Genomic DNA, 16,640 nt, shown 5'->3' with positions numbered 1-16,640 from the left:
GACTGTCTTCGGGCAGTCTTCCCATTCTTTATAACAGCAGGGAGAATGGAATAAGCATGCGTAAAAAAAAGACACAGAAGAAAAAATTTTATATTGGAGATATTTTCCGTGTAATTGGACTTATTATTGCATTCTCCGTACTGTTATATCCGACAGTCAGTAATTATTTATATGAAAAAAACAGCGCCAGAGTGATTTCATCCTATGATGAAAATGCGGTGCGGTTAAGAGAAAGAGAGAAGCAAGCGATGCTGGAGGCGGCAAGACAGTATAATCAGGAACTACTGGGCAATATTGAATTGCTGGATCCCTTTTCACCGATTAAAAAGGAAGTAGATGAAAGATACCAAAGTCTGCTGAATACAAATGCGGCAGGAATGATGGGGTATATCAGAATTCCAAAGCTGGAAGTGGAGCTGCCCATTTATCACGGCACAGAAGAGAAGGTGCTGCAGTCGGGGATAGGTCATTTTGAAGGAACGTCTTTGCCGGTAGGCGGAGAAAGTACACATACTGTCCTGACAGGGCATCGGGGACTTCCGTCTAAGCTTTTGTTCACGGATCTAGATAAGCTAAAAGAGGGAGATATCTTTTACATTAAGGTTCTTGGAGAGACGCTTGCGTACCAGGTGGATCAGATTCTTACAGTGGAGCCGGAAAATACAAAGGCGCTTACGATCATGCCGGGAGAGGACTATGCTACTTTGGTGACGTGTACGCCATATGCAGTCAATACCCACAGACTCCTGGTCAGAGGTACGAGAATTCCTTATGAAGAAGCCATTCGGCAGGTGCCGGATAAAAAGGTTGCACCGAAGCTTCCGTTCCAAGTGAAGATTTTATTGCTGGCAATTGGTATTTTACTCTTAGTGTTTGTGATTTATAAGCTATGGAGAAAGAAGGAGATCCGAGAAGAGATGAGGAGAAAGAGAAGATGAAGAAAAAAGTAAGAAAGATTGGCGCTTTTTTGACCGCATGTATGTTTGCATTGACTTGTTTGGTAATTCCTCAAGATGCGTTTGCTTCTGAAAGAACAGGTTCATTAACGATATATTATCATGGAATTACGCCGCAAGGGAATCAGGCGGTATTATCCGGAGCTGAATTTTCTTTGTACGAAGCAGGAAAGAAAATAGAAAACGAATGGAAACTGCAGGGCGCTTTTGAAGTATCAGGAGTAGACCTGACGGATATGAGTTCTTCTGGACAGAGAAAGGTGGCAGAGCAGTTATATAACTTTACGGTGAAAGAAAACCTGGTGGGAGAGAGTAGAACCACCGGAAGCAATGGACGGGTGCTCTTTCGGAACTTAACGGAAGGCATGTATTTGTGTGTTCCAAGGGGGGAAGTGTCCCATGATAATGGATTGTTTCATTCAGCTCCTTTTCTGGTATTTATTCCAGAAGTAGATGAGAACGGAAATGTTCGTTATGATGTGACAGTAGAACCGAAAAACGAATGGGTTGAAAATGAAACGAAGCCGCAAGAACCGGTTCCACCGCAGGAGGAGCCGGAAAACAAGAAAGAGAATGGCGCGAAGACTGGAGATGAAAACAATATCTGGTTCTATGTATGGATACTGTTCGGATGTGCAGGAATCGTAATGTTTGCTGGAAAGAAGGGGCGCTAGGGATTAGTATAAAGCTGTTTCAACAGGTATTAAAACACGAGAGTAAGAATCTGAGTAGATTTTTGCTTTCGTGTTTTTTATCTGAAAATACATAGTTTGCCGAAAGATATTTGCTTGAAGTTCTTCCCTAAAATGTATATAATAGTGTAGATTGGATGAAGTTTAATCACATAGCAGATATTTGTGAAATATATGCAAAAAGCAGAAAGGAAATATATGAGAAAACTTGCATTAAATGATGAAATATTACTAAATATTGAGAAACCTGCTCGGTATATCGGCGGGGAGGTCAATTCCGTAATGAAAGCTAAAGAAGAAGTGGATATTCGCTTCGCTATGTGTTTTCCGGACGTGTATGAGATCGGAATGTCTCATCTTGGAATTCAGATTCTCTATGATATGTTCAACAGAAGGGAAGACGTGTGGTGTGAAAGGGTCTATTCTCCATGGCTTGACCTGGATAAGATTATGCGAGAGGAAGAGATTCCATTATTTGCTTTAGAATCACAGGATCCAATTAAGGATTTTGACTTTCTTGGAATTACAATTCAGTATGAGATGTGTTACACCAATATTTTACAGGTACTGGATTTGAGTCAGATTCCGTTGAAAGCATCGGAGCGTACCGAGGAGCATCCGATTGTTATTGGTGGAGGACCTTGTACCTATAATCCTGAGCCTTTAGCAGAATTTTTTGATTTATTCTATATTGGTGAAGGGGAGACGGTTTATGACCAGCTCCTGGACGCATACAAAGAAAATAAGAAAAATGGTGGTTCCAGACAGGACTACTTAGAAAAAGCTGCGCAGATTGAAGGAATTTATGTTCCATCTTTCTATGAAGCTTCTTATCACGAGGATGGAACGCTTGCTTCCTTTCATCCTGTTAAGGAATGTGCACCCAAGAAAATTAAAAAGCAGATGGTATTAGATGTAACGGATACCTGTTACCCGGAGGCTCCGGTAGTTCCGTTTATCAAAGTGACTCAGGATCGTTGTGTGCTGGAGATTATGCGGGGCTGTATTCGTGGGTGTCGTTTCTGTCAGGCTGGAATGCTTTATCGACCTACCAGAGAGCGGGATGTAGAGAGGCTGAAATACTATGCTTATCAAATGTTGAAGAATACAGGGCACGAAGAGATCTCTTTGAGTTCTCTTAGCTCCAGTGATTATACACAGCTAAAAGAGCTGGTACTGTTTTTGATTGAAGAATTTCAGGGAAAGGGAATTAACATTTCTCTTCCTTCTCTTCGGATCGATGCATTTTCGCTGGATGTGATGGAGAAGGTACAGGATATCCGAAAAAGCAGTCTGACGTTTGCGCCGGAAGCTGGATCCCAGCGGATGCGTAACGTTATTAACAAAGGGCTGACGGAGGAAGATATTTTATCCGGCGCAGGACAGGCTTTTGAGGGCGGATGGAATAAGGTGAAGCTTTACTTTATGCTGGGACTTCCGACAGAAACAGAGGAAGATATGCGGGCAATTCCGGAATTGGCCGACAAGGTTGCCAGACGGTATTATGAGATTCCAAAGGATCAAAGAAACGGAAAATGCCAGATCACGACGAGTACATCCTTCTTTATTCCAAAACCATTTACGCCATTTCAATGGGCTAAAATGTATACGAATGAAGAATATATCGCACGTGCGGCTACTGTAAAGCATGCGTTTAATGACCAGCTAAATCGCAAGAGCCTGCGCTATAACTGGCATGATGCAGAGGTTACCGTATTAGAAGGAGTCTTTGCAAGAGGTGACAGAAAAGTAGGAAAAGCAATTGAAAAAGCCTACTCCATGGGCTGTATTTATGATGCATGGAGTGAAAACTTTTCTTATGAGACATGGCTGAAGGCTTTTGAAGAAACCGGGCTTGATATTGCATTCTACAATGAAAGAGAACGAGGACAAGAAGAACTGTTCCCGTGGGATTTTATTGATATCGGCGTAACAAAAGCATTTTTAAGAAGAGAGTGGGATCGGGCAATGAAAGCAGAAGTTACACCAAACTGCCGGCAAAAATGTTCCGGCTGTGGTGTAGGTGTATTTGGAGGAGGTGTCTGTATTGAAGGCAAGAATTAAATTCCGAAAGTATGGGGTCATGCGTTTTATCGGGCACTTAGATGTCATGCGCTATTTTCAGAAAGCAATGAGAAGGGCGGATATTCCAATCGCATTTACCAGCGGTTACAGTCCTCATATGATTATGTCTTTTGCACAGCCCCTTGGGGTTGGAGTGACCAGTGACGGCGAGTATCTGGATATTGAGTTAAAAGAAAGTATTTCTTCTGAAAAGGCAGTAAAACAGTTGAATGCAGTCATGGTAGAAGGAATCGATATTGTGAGCTTCGTTCAGATTCCAGAAGATAAAAAAGCGAGTGGTATGACGATTGTGGCGGCGGCAGAATATAAAGTAAGCTTTCTTAAATCTGCCAAGTCGGCCTATGAAACGATTTCTGTTCGAGATGCGCTTTCAGAAAAAGGAGACGCAGAAAGGTTGGTTCATAATTTCCTGAAGCTGGATCAGATTATGGTGCTGAAAAAGTCCAAAAAACAAGAGCGGGAAATTGATATTAAACCGCTTATTTACCGGATGGAAGTGGAAGGGGAGCAGCTGCATTTGTTCTTAGCTGCCGGAAGTGAAGAAAATTTAAAGCCGGATCTTGTTATGGAGGCATTTTTTAAATTCCTGGGAACAACAAAAGAAGAGACGCCTGTGCATTACCATAGATTAGAAGTGTATGCCAAGAATCCAAACGATGGAAAAGACACGGATATGACGCAATTTGTATCTTTGGAAAGTTTGGGAAATCTAATTCCTGAATTTAATTAGAAGAAATCAGGTGAAGCAGATGGGAAAAAAGGAACTGAAAACCAATGCTATGCGTATCTTGGAACGCCAGAAAATTCCTTTTACATACGAGACTTACGAGTGTGAAGAATTTATGGACGGAATTCATGTGGCGGATCAGCTTGGTTTTGAACATAAATATGTATACAAGACGCTGGTGACAACCGGGAAAAGCGGAGAGCATTATGTGTTCGTTATCCCGATTGAAGAAGAAATTGACTTTAAGAAGGCGGCGAAAGCCGTCGGTGAAAAGTCCGTGGAAATGCTTCCGTTAAAAGACCTTACGAAGGTGACAGGGTATGTGCGTGGCGGCTGTACCGCCATAGGCATGAAGAAACAGTTTGTGACGGTGATTCAAGAAGAGGCTAAGGAACTTAAGAGTATGCATGTCAGTGGAGGAAAGCGTGGAATGCAGATTACGTTAAGTCCGCTGGATTTACAGAAAGCGGCGAATGCACAATTTGCAGATGTCATTCAAGGCGTAACAGACGAAGCCGTTAAAATATAAATCTGGGATTCCATTGCAGATGTTAGAAAAATAGGGTAAGATAGTAAAATATAGAAAAGACAGCAGTTTGGAGGCAACAAAAGATGATTAAAGTTGTAAAATTTGGTGGAAGTTCTCTGGCAAGTGCAGAGCAGTTTAAGAAGGTTGGAGACATTATCCGTAAAGATGAGACGAGACGCTATGTCATTCCATCTGCACCGGGAAAGCGTACGCCAAAAGACACGAAAGTTACAGATATGTTATATCACTGTTATGGTCAGGCTATTTTAGCGAATGACGATGATGATTGTGAGGAATACCAGAGATCTTTTGAAGATTTGATTGAGAAGATTAAAGAACGTTATCAGGAGATTATCGAGGGGCTTTCCCTTGAACTTTCCCTGGATGAAGATTTTAAAGTGATCAAAGAAAATTTCAGTAAAAAGATTGGAAGAGATTATGCGGCTTCCCGTGGAGAATATTTGAACGGGAAAATTATGGCGGCATATCTGGGAATTGAGTTTATTGATGCTGCAGAAATCATCTTTTTTGATGAAGAAGGCAACTTTGATGATAAGAAGACTGACGAAGCAGTGGCAAAACGACTTGAAAATCTGGAAAGAGCAGTAATCCCAGGATTTTACGGAAGCGGACCGGACGGAAAGATTCGCACCTTCTCCAGAGGTGGTTCTGATATCACAGGTTCTATTGTGGCAAAGGCAGTGCATGCGGATATGTATGAGAACTGGACAGATGTATCTGGATTTTTAATTGCGGATCCTCGGATTATTCCGAATCCAAAGGCTATCGATGTTATTACATACCGGGAACTTCGGGAGCTTTCCTATATGGGAGCGACGGTACTCCATGAAGATGCTATTTTCCCGGTGAGAAAAGAAGGAATTCCGATCAATATTCGGAACACCAATTCTCCGGAAGATAAGGGAACTCTGATCGTGGAAGATACCTGCCGGAAACCAAGATTTATTATCACTGGAATTGCCGGAAAGAAGGATTTTGCATCTATTACGGTAGAAAAAGCAATGATGAACGGTCAGATTGGATTCTGTAAAAAGGTACTGGAAGTATTTGAAGACAATGGTATTTCCATTGAACACATGCCGTCAGGAATCGATACGATGACGATTTTCGTACACCAGGATGAATTTGAAGAAAAGGAACAGAAGGTGATTGCAGGAATTCACCGGGCTGTGGAACCGGACTTTCTGGAACTGGAATCAGACCTTGCATTAATTGCAGTTGTAGGACGTGGAATGCGCGCGACCAGAGGGACGTCAGGACGGTTATTTTCCGCTCTTGCACATGCAAATGTAAATGTAAAAATGATTGATCAGGGATCCAGCGAGCTGAATATTATTATCGGTGTGAGAAACCATGATTTCCAGCCGGCAATCAAAGCAATCTATGATATATTTGTAAATACAATGATTTAGGGAGGCGTAAGATGAATATCTTGTTTTTTCTGAAGCCTAAAAGTGAACTTGCCTATATTTATGACTATCATACACTTCGACAGGCTTTAGAGATTATGGAGTATCACAAATACTCATCGGTTCCGATATTGAACAAAGAAGGAAAATATGTCGGTTCTATTACGGAAGGTGATCTTTTGTGGGCATTAAAGAAACTGAACATTTTGAATATAAAAGATGCAGAAGATATCGGTATTATGAAGATTGACAGACGCCTGGACTATCAATGCGTCTCTGCTGAATCCAATATGGAGGATTTGATCGGACGGGCAATGGAGCAGAACTTTGTACCGGTAGTAGACGACAGAGAACACTTTATCGGCATCATTACTCGTCGTGATATTATCGGATACTGTTATGACAAGATGAAGGAATGTGATAAGTAAATGATTATCGATTTTCATACCCATATTTTCCCGGAAAAGATTGCCGCTTCTACAGTAGATTATCTAGCGGAAATATGTAACACAAAACCATATACCAAAGCGACAAAGGAAAGTCTTTTGGCTTCTATGCATAGGGCAGATATTACCCTTTCCGTGGCGCTTCCGGTTGCAACAAAAGTCAGCCAGATGGATTCCATCAACCGATTTGCTGCCGGATTTCAAGATGGGCCGATTCTTTCTTTTGCGGGAATTCATCCAGACTGTGAAGATTATAGAAAAGCGCTTCTTGCAATTAAGCAGGCCGGTTTTAAAGGAATTAAACTCCATCCGGATTACCAAAATGTTTACTTCAATGATATTCGTTATAAACGGATGATCGACTTTGCATCAGAACTAGATCTTATTATTGTAGTTCATGCAGGGGTGGATCCCAAATGTCCGCAGGATATTCACTGTACACCAAAGATGGCGCGCGAGGTAATCGATGAGGTGGCGCCTGCGAAACTGGTGCTTGCCCATTTGGGCGGCAATCATATGACCAGCGAAGTAGAAGAACAGCTTGTCGGTCAGCCTGTTTACCTGGATACCGCGGTGGTTCTTGATTATCTGAAAGAAGAAGATTTTATAAGACTGGCTCGCAATCATGGAATGGATCGTATTCTTTTTGCAACGGATTCTCCCTGGGCTGGACAAACAGAATTCGTAGAAAAGATCCGAAAATCCGCTTTGACGGAAGAAGAAAAAGAGCAGATTTTTTCTAAAAATGCAAGTCGGCTTTTGGGATTAGATAAAAAACTTAAAAAAGTTAGCAGAAGTATTGATTTTTAGAAAAGAGTATGCTATCATGCAATAGTATGCCGCACAATGAGGTTGTAAGTCTGCATTGCAGACACCGTAATTGGCGAGTAATGATAATAGGAGGTGCCATATGTACGCAATTATAGCAACAGGTGGTAAACAGTACAAAGTATCCGAAGGCGATATCATTAAAGTAGAAAAGCTTGGTGTAGAAGCTGGCGAGACTTTTACATTTGACCAGGTGCTTGCAGTAAGTGACAACGGATTAAAGATTGGTAATCCAACAGTTGAGGGTGCAACAGTTGAAGCTTCTGTAGTTGAGAACGGTAAAGCAAGAAAAGTTATCGTTTACAAGTACAAGAGAAAAACTGGATACCACAAGAAAAACGGTCACAGACAGCAGTACACTGCAGTAAAGATTGAAAAAATCAACGCTTAATTTGGAGAGCATCCATGATTCATGTAACCATTTATAGAAATGAGAAAAGAGAATACATCGGATTTCGTACGAACGGACATGCCGGGTATGGAGAAGAAGGGCAGGATATTGTGTGTGCAGCAGCATCTATGCTGGTAATCAATACGATTAATGCCATTGAACTCTATACAAAAGATGAGACGTCTATGGTTTCAGATGATATCTCAGGAATCATTGAATATGAGATCAAAGACAGGCCTTCAAAGGAAGCGCAGCTTCTTATGAAGACATTGGTTCTTGGTTTAAAACAGATGGCGGATGATGAGAACTATGCAGAATATATTGATTTAACATTCGAGGAGGTGTAACTACCATGATGAAATTAAACCTTCAGTTTTTCGCTCATAAAAAGGGAGTTGGTTCTACTAAGAACGGTAGAGATTCTGAGTCTAAGAGACTTGGTGCCAAGAGAGCAGACGGACAGTTTGTAAAAGCTGGTAACATCCTTTACAGACAGCGCGGAACAAAGATTCACCCAGGTGTCAACGTAGGACGTGGCGGAGATGATACATTATTCGCACTTGTTGACGGTGTGGTAAGATTTGAAAGAAAAGGAAGAGATAAGAAACAGGTTTCTATCTATCCAGTAGCTTAAGTAATGATGAGTTAAGAGAGTGTTGCACGGTAACTGATAAGTTATGAGGCAGCACTCTTTTTTCAAAGAAGAAAGAGGAAAAATATGTTCGCAGACAGAGCAAAGATATTTATCAGATCAGGAAAAGGTGGAGATGGTCATGTCAGCTTCCGTCGGGAACTGTATGTGCCGAACGGCGGACCGGACGGCGGAGACGGCGGACGCGGCGGAGATGTTATCTTTGAAGTAGATGAAGGGTTAAATACACTTCAAGACTATCGACACAGACAGAAATATGCGGCTAAAGACGGGGAACAGGGCGGAAAACGCCGCTGCCACGGAAAAGATGCGGAAGATATTATTTTAAGAGTTCCGGAAGGAACGGTCATTAAGGAAGCAGAGTCTGGAAAGGTGATTGCGGATATGTCTGGCGAGAACCGCAGACAGGTCATTTTAAAAGGTGGAAAAGGTGGTCTTGGAAATCAGCATTTTGCAACATCTACGATGCAGATTCCTAAATATGCGCAGCCAGGACAGCCTTCTCAGGAGCTGTGGGTCAATCTGGAACTGAAAGTAATTGCAGATGTAGGACTGATTGGATTTCCAAATGTTGGAAAATCGACACTCCTTTCTCGTGTAACAAATGCTCAGCCAAAGATTGCTAACTATCATTTTACAACATTGAATCCAAATCTTGGTGTAGTAGATCTTCCAGACGGAAGGGGATTTGTAATTGCAGATATCCCAGGGCTTATCGAAGGCGCTTCAGAAGGTGTAGGACTGGGGCATGAGTTTCTGCGCCATATTGAGCGTACCAAACTGATGATTCACGTTGTAGACGCCGCAGGCACAGAAGGTCGTGATCCAGTTGAGGATATTTATAAAATTAATGCAGAGTTAAATGCTTATAATCCAGAGATTGCCAAACGTCCACAGGTAATTGCAGCCAATAAAATTGATGTGATTTATGCAGATGGAGAAGATCCCCTTGTCCGTTTAAAAGAAGAATTTGAGCCACAGGGAGTAAAAGTATTCCCGATTTCGGGTGTTACTGGAGAGGGAATGAAGGAACTTCTCTACTATGTTTCAGACCAGCTAAAAGACCTGGATCAGAAACCGGTTGTATTTGAACAGGAGTATTTCCCGGAAGAAGAATTGATCTACGAGGATCTTCCGTATACCGTTGAAAAAGAAGACGAAGTATACGTTGTAGAAGGTCCGAAAATCGAAAAAATGTTGGGATATACCAATCTGGATTCCGAAAAAGGTTTTGCCTTCTTCCAGAAATTCTTGAAAGATACTGGAATTTTAGACGAACTGGAAGCCGCAGGAATCGAAGAGGGCGATACTGTTAGAATGTATGGTTTGCAGTTTGATTATTACAAATAAGTAGGAAAGGGAAGAAAAATGACCACAAAACAACGTGCATATTTAAAAAGTCTTGCAATGACTATGGATCCAATCTTTCAGATTGGAAAAAACAGTATGACGCCGGAACTTACCAATGCAGTGGATGAAGCGCTGGCAGCACGAGAGCTGATTAAAATCAGTGTACTGAAAAATTGTATGGATGATCCACGGGCTCTTGCTGAGATGGTTGCAGAGCGGACTCATTCTCAGGTCGTACAGGTGATTGGCAAGAAGATTGTATTATACCGGGAAGGTAAAGATAAGAACAAAAAAATTCAGCTCCCATAAAGGGAAACGGAGATTACAATGAAAATAGGAATTATGGGCGGTACCTTCGATCCCATTCACAATGGACATCTGATGTTGGGAAAGGCTGCTTATGAAAAATTTGGTCTTGATCAGATCTGGTTTATGCCGAACGGTAATCCACCACACAAAGAGCAGGCTTCTATTGGATCTGATATCGAGACACGCATCCGGATGGTGGAGCTTGCGATTGCTCCGCATCCGGAATTTGTGCTAGAACTTTATGAGTCGGATCCATCCAAAGTGTCCTGCTCCTATCAGACGTTGGAGCATTTTCAGACTCAATATCCAGAAGATGAACTCTACTTTATTGTTGGTGCAGACTCTTTATTTGCGATTGAAACCTGGGTAAAACCAGAGCGGATTTTTCCGACTTGTACGTTTTTAGCGGCTTATCGGGATGAGATTGATACTGCAGAAGAGATGCAGACGCAGATTGCTTATCTCAAAAAGAAGTATCATGCTCGGATTGAAATTCTGGCAACTCCGTTGATGGATGTTTCCTCTCACGAGCTTCGACAAAGAATTCAAGAGCAAGAGTCTATCCGTTCTTATGTTCCGTCAGATGTCGCAGATTATATTGAGGAGCATTGCTTATATCAGAACACAGAAGGGGTAGCGAAGATTAAATGAATCAGCAGATCAGAAAAATACAAAAGGAATTAAAGAAACATCTGGATGAAGAACGATATGAACATACCCTGGGTGTAATGTATACTTCGGCAGCACTTGCAATGCGGTATCAGGCAAATCTTGAGCAGGCTCTTTTAGCAGGACTTCTGCATGACTGTGCAAAGTGTATTCCCAATTCGGAAAAGATTCAGATTTGCAGAGAAGAGAGGTTGGCGGTTTCAGAAGTAGAGAAAGCTAATCCAAGCCTTCTTCACGCTAAACTTGGCGCTTTTTTTGCCAGGAAACAATACGGCGTTTCAGATACAGAAGTATTAGACGCTATTAAAAGTCATACGACCGGACGTCCAGGAATGTCCTTGCTAGAAAAAATTGTCTACATTGCAGACTATATTGAGCCTGGACGAAAAGAACTCCCGAATATGAAAGATGTCCGCCAAATGGCGTTTGAAGATATTGATAAATGCCTTTATAAAATTTTGGAAGATTCACTGGTATATTTGAATTCCAGAGGAATCCCCATAGATCCGATGACGGAACAGACGTATTTGTATTATAAAGAAGAACAAAAAAAGGAGGAGTAATCGATGGAACAGGCAAGAGAAATGGCAAGTGTAGCCTGCCGTGCACTGGAAGATAAAAAAGGAGAAGATATCCGTGTTATTGATATTTCAGAGATTTCAGTTTTGGCAGATTATTTTGTAATTGCCAGTGGAAGCAGCAATAGCCAGGTAACTGCGTTGGTAGATAATGTGGAAGAGAAGATGCATAAAGCCGGATATATCCAGAAACAGCGCGAAGGTCAAAATTCTGGAACATGGGTATTGCTCGATTATGGTGATATAATTGTTCATGTATTTGACACAGAAAGCAGAAGTTTTTACAATTTGGAAAGAATCTGGAGCGATGGAAAACAGATAGAATTATAGAAGAATTAAGAAAAATAAATGAGAAAGACTCTAAGTTGTGCATAGTTCACACCAGAGCCTTTCTCATTTGTTTTATAAGCGAATTAATTGCCTTACATAAATCGGAATACGCCGATTACTTTTCCTAAAATCTGGCAGTCTGGAACGATGATTGGATCCATAGTGTCGTTCTCTGGCTGCAGACGAATTACGCCTTCTTCTTTGTAGAAGGTCTTCACAGTAGCTCCATCTTCGATTAAGGCGACAATCATTTCTCCGTTCCGTGCTGTCTTTTGTTCCTCAACCAAAACGAGATCACCATCTAAAATACCGGCATTGATCATGCTTTCGCCTCTGACTTTCAACATAAAAGTCTGCTTGTTAGGCATGAATTCTGTTGGAATCGGAAAGTACTCTTCAATATTCTGCTCTGCAAGAATTGGTTCTCCTGCGGCAACACGACCTACGATCGGAACATTTACCATTTCACGGCGCATAAAATTAAAAGAATCATCCAGAATCTCAATAGCCCTGGGCTTCGTAGGGTCTCTTCTGATATAACCGTTTTTCTCCAGTGTCTCAAGGTGAGAGTGGACAGAAGAAGTAGATTTTAAATGTACCGCTTCACAGATATCACGAACAGCCGGAGGAAAACCACGTTCTAAAATTTGTGATTTAATATATTCCAGTATTTCCTTTTGCTTTGAACTGATCTTGCCTTGTGCCATAATCGCTCCTCCTCATTCGATACACTTATTTCATATAACTGCATTTTACCATATGTGAAAAGGAAAAGCAAACAAATGTTTAGAAAATATGTTCGAAAATTTCATCTAAAACTATTGACAAACATTCGTTCGCATCATATAATTTAAAACATAAAGGAACAACTGTTCGGAACAAATGTTTTATACTTTGACTTAAGAAAAGAAAACTTGAAACTTAACTTTAAGAAGATTTCTGGGAAAGAATAAGGGGAGGAAGTAGTTATGAGTTCAAAAAGATTATATGCGGCAAGCAAGAGAAGAAGGCAGGTATTTGTAAAAAAGATGATGTTAGGTATTGTATTGTGCGTTATGCTGCTTAGCTTTAGTGTTTGTTTTAAAGGCGGTCTAGTAGATGCTCATGGCGACCAGAAAGAAGCCCCTATGTCATACAAGTACTATAAAAGTATTGAGATTCAAGGTGGTGACACACTTTGGGATATTGCAAAAGAATATATGAGCAATGATTATGCTTCTGTTTATGATTATATCGAGGAATTAAAAGACGTTAATGGCCTTACATCAGATGACATCCAGGAAGGTCACTACTTGACAGTTGTTTATTATGATAGAGAATTTAAATAATCTATTTTGAGAGAAAAGGGCACCTCGCTACGAGGTGTCCTTTTTCATAATCTAAGAATTTTCTTCTGATTTTTCTGATTATTTTAGCTAGTTATCTTTGCTAATAACTTCTTTTTTATAAAAAAATCACACCTATATGAGTAAAAAATACAAAAAGCTGTTGACAAATATTTTTATTACTGTATACTTTGAATATCAAAATATTTGCAAACCAAAGCATAAAGGATGAAACAAATGATAGGTAAAATTTATGGGACAGGTTCTTATATCCCTTCAAAAGTTGTTACGAATCATGATCTTGCGAAGGTTGTTGAGACCAATGACGAATGGATCAGAGAGCGAACAGGAATTGGAACAAGGCATATTGCTGAACGAGAGTCAACAGTATCAATGGCAACAGAATCTGCGAAAAGAGCAATTGAGATGGCAGGGATTCAGCCGGAAGAGATTGATTTGATTTTAGTATCTACCATATCGCCAAACACCATTCTTCCATGTGTAGCGTGTGAGGTGCAAAAAGAAGTTGGCGCAGTACATGCTACATGTTTTGATTTAAATGCAGCATGCACAGGATTTCTGTATGCATACAATACTGCGCAAGCGTATATTACTGCAGAAATTTATAAAACAGTATTGATCATCGGTTCTGAGGCATTGTCAAGTATTGTGGACTGGAAAGATCGCAATACATGCATTTTGTTTGGAGATGGTGCCGGAGCCGTGATTTTAAAGGCAGAAGAAAAGGGAATCTTTTGTCCGTATACTCGGTCTGATGGAGGAAAAGGGCAGGCGCTGACTTGCTTACCAGGAGGTACTATTCAGATGAATGGCCAGCTGATATTTCGATTTGCGGTGAAACAAGTACCTCTATGCATTCAAGAGCTTTTGCAAGAGCAGAATATTTCCCTAAAAGAAATTGATTATTTTATTTTGCATCAAGCGAATAAACGGATTGTAGAATCAGTTGCAAAAAGGCTTGGAGTTACGATTGAGAAATTCCCGATGAATTTACAGAAGTATGGGAATACTTCTTCGGCAAGTATTCCGATTTTGTTAGATGAGCTGAATCGCCAGGGGCAATTGAAAAGAGGAATGAAGATTGTGCTTGCCGGATTTGGTGCCGGATTATCCTGGGGTGCCAGCCTTATCGAATGGTAATTTCCGTAATAGGATTACATAAATAATTAAAATGATGAAAAAGGAGAACAAAAATTATGTTAGAACAGGTAAAAGAAATTGTAGCAGAGGCATTGGGCGTAGAGAAAGATACTTTAACAGAGAACACAAATTTTAAGGAAGATTTGAACGCAGATTCTTTGGATCTTTTTGAAATGATTATGACCTTTGAAGAAGAGTTTGGAAAAGAAATCCCAGCGGAAGATCTTGAAAAAATCACAACAATTGGAGCGGTTGTTGCTTACTTGGAAGCATAAGAAAACAGATTAATAAGATAATTGAGAATATATTAAAAGGAAAATGGAAATGAAAACAAGACTGACAGAAATTCTAGGTTTGAAATACCCTGTAATTCAGGGTGGGATGGCATGGGTTGCTGAATCACATCTTGCGTCTGCGGTATCCAAAGCAGGCGGTTTGGGGTTGATTGCAGCGGCAAGTGCGCCAGCAGAATGGGTTCGTGAACAGATTCGAGAAGTGCGAAAACATACCAATTGTCCATTTGGTGTGAATATTATGATGATCAGTCCAAATGCAGATGACGTAGCTAAGATTGTAGTTGAAGAGAATGTTCCGGTCGTAACGACAGGCGCAGGAACACCTGAAAAATATATGACCATGTGGAAAGAAGCTGGTATCAAGGTAATTCCTGTTGTTGCTTCTGTTGCAATGGCGAAGCGTATGGAACGTTGCGGAGCAGATGCTATTGTAGCAGAGGGTACAGAGGCTGGAGGACATATAGGCGAAAACACGACCATGGTACTTGTTCCACAGATTGTAGACTCTGTACAGATTCCGGTAATAGCAGCTGGAGGAATTGCGGATGGAAGAGGGGTGGCTGCTGCATTTATGCTAGGTGCAGAGGGTGTTCAGATGGGAACCCGCTTTGTTGCAACTAATGAAGCAGAAGTCCATGAAAATTATAAACAGTGCATTATAAGAGCAAAAGATATTGATTCTAGAGTCACGGGCAGAGCAACCGGGCATCCGGTACGTGCGCTTCGTAATAAAATGACGACAGAGTATATCCGTCTTGAAAAGGAAGGCGCTTCTTTCGAAGAACTGGAACATCTAACACTTGGAAGTTTGCGCAAAGCTGTAGTTGATGGTGATGTAAAAGAGGGAAGTGTAATGGCAGGGCAGATTGCAGGTCTCATTGCAGATATTAAACCATGTAAAGAGGCGATTGAGAGCATTGTATCTCAAGCGGAAGCGCTCTTAAAAGGAGATCAAAATCATGAATAAGATTGCAGTAGTGTTCCCTGGTCAGGGCAGTCAGATCGCAGGAATGGGAAAAGATTTTTATGAAAACAGCGCCATTGCCAGAGAAATTTATGATACGGCCTCAAATAGGCTTGGAATCGATATGAAAGAACTGTGCTTTTATCCAAATGAGTGTTTGAACCTTACAGAATATACACAGGCTGCTTTAGTAACAACATCTCTTGCAATGGCAAGAACAGCAGAAGCGGCTGGATTAAAAGCAGATGTTACAGCGGGATTAAGTCTTGGTGAGTACAGTGCTATTGCGTTCGCAGGGGGGATGAATGATAGAGACGCTATTTCTGCGGTTCGACAGCGTGGGATCTTTATGCAGGAGGCTGTTCCAGCAGGCGAAGGAGCTATGGCGGCGGTACTTGGAATGACAGGGGATCAGGTAGAACAAGGAATATCAGCAATTGAAAATGTTTCAATTGCAAATTATAACTGCCCAGGACAAATTGTGATTACTGGGGCGGCAGAAAGAATCCAGCAGGCAGAGAAAGTGTTGAAGGAACAAGGAGCCAAACGAATTGTTTTGCTTAATGTAAGCGGACCTTTTCATTCTCCTTTATTAAAAAATGCGGAAACGAAGTTGAATGAGGTGCTTGAGAAAATTCAGATGCATCCATTGCAAATTCCTTATGTGAACAATGTGACAGCAGAATATATCACAGATATTATGAAAATCCAACCACTTCTCGTCTCACAGATTACGTCATCCGTTCGTTGGCAGCAAAGTGTGGAAAGAATGATAGAAGATGGCGTGGATACCTTTGTAGAAATTGGTCCAGGGAAAACGTTGACCGGATTTCTGCGGAAAATCAATCGAGGTGTAAAATCTTACAATATAAGTACATGGGAAGAATTGGAAACAACAATGGAGATTTTAACAGAGGAGTAG

Annotated in this window: 22 protein-coding genes; 21 read left to right on the top strand and 1 reads right to left on the bottom strand. The window is 41.1% G+C overall.

What is annotated here, in order from left to right:
- Positions 1–56: 56 nt before the first annotated feature.
- The 16 genes from C0979_RS01760 (at position 57) to rsfS (ending at position 11,972) form a co-directional block, all read left to right on the top strand.
- Positions 57–938: a class C sortase gene (locus C0979_RS01760; protein ID WP_200816235.1), complete on the top strand. Its 882-nt coding sequence runs from the start codon at positions 57–59 to the stop codon at positions 936–938.
- Positions 935–1,630 carry a pilin N-terminal domain-containing protein gene (locus C0979_RS01755; protein ID WP_101694347.1) on the top strand — a complete coding sequence of 232 codons (696 nt, stop codon included), beginning with the start codon at positions 935–937 and terminating at the stop codon, positions 1,628–1,630. Before C0979_RS01760 ends, C0979_RS01755 begins: the two co-directional genes overlap by 4 nt.
- 216 nt (positions 1,631–1,846) lie before the next feature.
- Positions 1,847–3,712, top strand: a complete 1,866-nt coding sequence (locus tag C0979_RS01750; RefSeq protein WP_101694346.1) for a TIGR03960 family B12-binding radical SAM protein — start codon at positions 1,847–1,849, stop codon at positions 3,710–3,712.
- Complete coding sequence (locus C0979_RS01745; RefSeq protein ID WP_101694345.1) at positions 3,696–4,463, top strand: TIGR03936 family radical SAM-associated protein; 768 nt, start codon at positions 3,696–3,698, stop codon at positions 4,461–4,463. The genes C0979_RS01750 and C0979_RS01745 overlap by 17 nt, the downstream gene beginning before the upstream one ends.
- Before the next feature lie 19 nt (positions 4,464–4,482).
- On the top strand, positions 4,483–4,989 hold the full coding sequence (ybaK, locus tag C0979_RS01740) for a Cys-tRNA(Pro) deacylase (RefSeq protein WP_101694344.1): 507 nt from the start codon (positions 4,483–4,485) through the stop codon (positions 4,987–4,989).
- An 83-nt stretch (positions 4,990–5,072) separates the two neighbouring features.
- Complete coding sequence (locus tag C0979_RS01735; protein ID WP_101694343.1) at positions 5,073–6,422, top strand: aspartate kinase; 1,350 nt, start codon at positions 5,073–5,075, stop codon at positions 6,420–6,422.
- An 11-nt stretch (positions 6,423–6,433) separates the two neighbouring features.
- Complete coding sequence (locus C0979_RS01730) at positions 6,434–6,847, top strand: CBS domain-containing protein (protein WP_101694342.1); 414 nt, start codon at positions 6,434–6,436, stop codon at positions 6,845–6,847.
- Positions 6,848–7,675: an amidohydrolase family protein gene (locus tag C0979_RS01725; RefSeq protein WP_101694341.1), complete on the top strand. Its 828-nt coding sequence runs from the start codon at positions 6,848–6,850 to the stop codon at positions 7,673–7,675.
- Between the two features lie 100 nt (positions 7,676–7,775).
- The gene (rplU, locus tag C0979_RS01720) at positions 7,776–8,084 is read left to right on the top strand and encodes a 50S ribosomal protein L21 (protein ID WP_101694340.1); all 309 of its coding nucleotides are present in this window, start codon (positions 7,776–7,778) and stop codon (positions 8,082–8,084) included.
- A gap of 14 nt (positions 8,085–8,098) precedes the next feature.
- Complete coding sequence (locus C0979_RS01715; RefSeq protein ID WP_101694339.1) at positions 8,099–8,431, top strand: ribosomal-processing cysteine protease Prp; 333 nt, start codon at positions 8,099–8,101, stop codon at positions 8,429–8,431.
- Between the two features lie 5 nt (positions 8,432–8,436).
- Positions 8,437–8,718, top strand: a complete 282-nt coding sequence (gene rpmA / locus C0979_RS01710; protein ID WP_016219110.1) for a 50S ribosomal protein L27 — start codon at positions 8,437–8,439, stop codon at positions 8,716–8,718.
- 84 nt (positions 8,719–8,802) lie between these two features.
- A complete protein-coding gene (obgE, locus tag C0979_RS01705; protein WP_101694338.1) occupies positions 8,803–10,086 on the top strand; it encodes a GTPase ObgE in 1,284 nt (427 codons plus the stop codon).
- 18 nt (positions 10,087–10,104) lie between these two features.
- Positions 10,105–10,395 (top strand): ribosome assembly RNA-binding protein YhbY, encoded by a 291-nt coding sequence (yhbY, locus tag C0979_RS01700; RefSeq protein ID WP_101694337.1) that lies wholly within the window; start codon positions 10,105–10,107, stop codon positions 10,393–10,395.
- Between the two features lie 18 nt (positions 10,396–10,413).
- A complete protein-coding gene (gene nadD, locus C0979_RS01695) occupies positions 10,414–11,046 on the top strand; it encodes a nicotinate-nucleotide adenylyltransferase (protein WP_101694336.1) in 633 nt (210 codons plus the stop codon).
- The gene (gene yqeK / locus C0979_RS01690; protein WP_101694335.1) at positions 11,043–11,627 is read left to right on the top strand and encodes a bis(5'-nucleosyl)-tetraphosphatase (symmetrical) YqeK; all 585 of its coding nucleotides are present in this window, start codon (positions 11,043–11,045) and stop codon (positions 11,625–11,627) included. Before nadD ends, yqeK begins: the two co-directional genes overlap by 4 nt.
- Before the next feature lie 3 nt (positions 11,628–11,630).
- Positions 11,631–11,972 (top strand): ribosome silencing factor, encoded by a 342-nt coding sequence (gene rsfS, locus C0979_RS01685; protein ID WP_101694334.1) that lies wholly within the window; start codon positions 11,631–11,633, stop codon positions 11,970–11,972.
- Between the two features lie 92 nt (positions 11,973–12,064).
- Here the strand turns inward: rsfS and lexA are convergent, their stop codons facing one another.
- Entirely contained in the window at positions 12,065–12,679 is a 615-nt protein-coding gene (gene lexA, locus C0979_RS01680; RefSeq protein ID WP_101694333.1) for a transcriptional repressor LexA, read from the bottom strand.
- 261 nt (positions 12,680–12,940) lie between these two features.
- Here lexA and C0979_RS01675 point away from each other — a divergent pair, with 261 nt between their 5' ends.
- The 5 genes from C0979_RS01675 (at position 12,941) to fabD (ending at position 16,640) form a co-directional block, all read left to right on the top strand.
- On the top strand, positions 12,941–13,300 hold the full coding sequence (locus C0979_RS01675; RefSeq protein ID WP_101694332.1) for a LysM peptidoglycan-binding domain-containing protein: 360 nt from the start codon (positions 12,941–12,943) through the stop codon (positions 13,298–13,300).
- A gap of 234 nt (positions 13,301–13,534) precedes the next feature.
- The gene (locus tag C0979_RS01670; RefSeq protein ID WP_101694331.1) at positions 13,535–14,458 is read left to right on the top strand and encodes a beta-ketoacyl-ACP synthase III; all 924 of its coding nucleotides are present in this window, start codon (positions 13,535–13,537) and stop codon (positions 14,456–14,458) included.
- 56 nt (positions 14,459–14,514) lie between these two features.
- Positions 14,515–14,733, top strand: coding sequence for an acyl carrier protein (acpP, locus tag C0979_RS01665; RefSeq protein WP_101694330.1), 219 nt, complete (start codon positions 14,515–14,517; stop codon positions 14,731–14,733).
- 49 nt (positions 14,734–14,782) lie between these two features.
- Positions 14,783–15,721, top strand: a complete 939-nt coding sequence (fabK, locus tag C0979_RS01660; protein ID WP_101694329.1) for an enoyl-[acyl-carrier-protein] reductase FabK — start codon at positions 14,783–14,785, stop codon at positions 15,719–15,721.
- The gene (gene fabD / locus C0979_RS01655; RefSeq protein ID WP_101694328.1) at positions 15,714–16,640 is read left to right on the top strand and encodes an ACP S-malonyltransferase; all 927 of its coding nucleotides are present in this window, start codon (positions 15,714–15,716) and stop codon (positions 16,638–16,640) included. Before fabK ends, fabD begins: the two co-directional genes overlap by 8 nt.

The sequence above is a fragment of the Dorea phocaeensis genome, from assembly GCF_900240315.1.
Lineage (GTDB): Bacteria > Bacillota > Clostridia > Lachnospirales > Lachnospiraceae > Dorea_B > Dorea_B phocaeensis.
Note: the sequence above shows the minus strand (reverse complement) of the source record. Positions and strands in the feature narration are given on the sequence as shown.

Excerpts from the sequence above, each read along its gene's own strand:
- C0979_RS01760 (WP_200816235.1), top strand. The coding sequence starts at position 57 with ATGCGTAAAAAAAAGACACAGAAGAAAAAATTTTATATTGGAGATATT.
- C0979_RS01755 (WP_101694347.1), top strand. The coding sequence starts at position 935 with ATGAAGAAAAAAGTAAGAAAGATTGGCGCTTTTTTGACCGCATGTATG.
- C0979_RS01750 (WP_101694346.1), top strand. The coding sequence starts at position 1,847 with ATGAGAAAACTTGCATTAAATGATGAAATATTACTAAATATTGAGAAA.
- ybaK (WP_101694344.1), top strand. The coding sequence starts at position 4,483 with ATGGGAAAAAAGGAACTGAAAACCAATGCTATGCGTATCTTGGAACGC.
- C0979_RS01735 (WP_101694343.1), top strand. The coding sequence starts at position 5,073 with ATGATTAAAGTTGTAAAATTTGGTGGAAGTTCTCTGGCAAGTGCAGAG.
- C0979_RS01730 (WP_101694342.1), top strand. The coding sequence starts at position 6,434 with ATGAATATCTTGTTTTTTCTGAAGCCTAAAAGTGAACTTGCCTATATT.
- C0979_RS01725 (WP_101694341.1), top strand. The coding sequence starts at position 6,848 with ATGATTATCGATTTTCATACCCATATTTTCCCGGAAAAGATTGCCGCT.
- rplU (WP_101694340.1), top strand. The coding sequence starts at position 7,776 with ATGTACGCAATTATAGCAACAGGTGGTAAACAGTACAAAGTATCCGAA.
- C0979_RS01715 (WP_101694339.1), top strand. The coding sequence starts at position 8,099 with ATGATTCATGTAACCATTTATAGAAATGAGAAAAGAGAATACATCGGA.
- rpmA (WP_016219110.1), top strand. The coding sequence starts at position 8,437 with ATGATGAAATTAAACCTTCAGTTTTTCGCTCATAAAAAGGGAGTTGGT.
- obgE (WP_101694338.1), top strand. The coding sequence starts at position 8,803 with ATGTTCGCAGACAGAGCAAAGATATTTATCAGATCAGGAAAAGGTGGA.
- yhbY (WP_101694337.1), top strand. The coding sequence starts at position 10,105 with ATGACCACAAAACAACGTGCATATTTAAAAAGTCTTGCAATGACTATG.
- nadD (WP_101694336.1), top strand. The coding sequence starts at position 10,414 with ATGAAAATAGGAATTATGGGCGGTACCTTCGATCCCATTCACAATGGA.
- yqeK (WP_101694335.1), top strand. The coding sequence starts at position 11,043 with ATGAATCAGCAGATCAGAAAAATACAAAAGGAATTAAAGAAACATCTG.
- rsfS (WP_101694334.1), top strand. The coding sequence starts at position 11,631 with ATGGAACAGGCAAGAGAAATGGCAAGTGTAGCCTGCCGTGCACTGGAA.
- lexA (WP_101694333.1), bottom strand. The coding sequence starts at position 12,679 with ATGGCACAAGGCAAGATCAGTTCAAAGCAAAAGGAAATACTGGAATAT.
- C0979_RS01675 (WP_101694332.1), top strand. The coding sequence starts at position 12,941 with ATGAGTTCAAAAAGATTATATGCGGCAAGCAAGAGAAGAAGGCAGGTA.
- C0979_RS01670 (WP_101694331.1), top strand. The coding sequence starts at position 13,535 with ATGATAGGTAAAATTTATGGGACAGGTTCTTATATCCCTTCAAAAGTT.
- acpP (WP_101694330.1), top strand. The coding sequence starts at position 14,515 with ATGTTAGAACAGGTAAAAGAAATTGTAGCAGAGGCATTGGGCGTAGAG.
- fabK (WP_101694329.1), top strand. The coding sequence starts at position 14,783 with ATGAAAACAAGACTGACAGAAATTCTAGGTTTGAAATACCCTGTAATT.
- fabD (WP_101694328.1), top strand. The coding sequence starts at position 15,714 with ATGAATAAGATTGCAGTAGTGTTCCCTGGTCAGGGCAGTCAGATCGCA.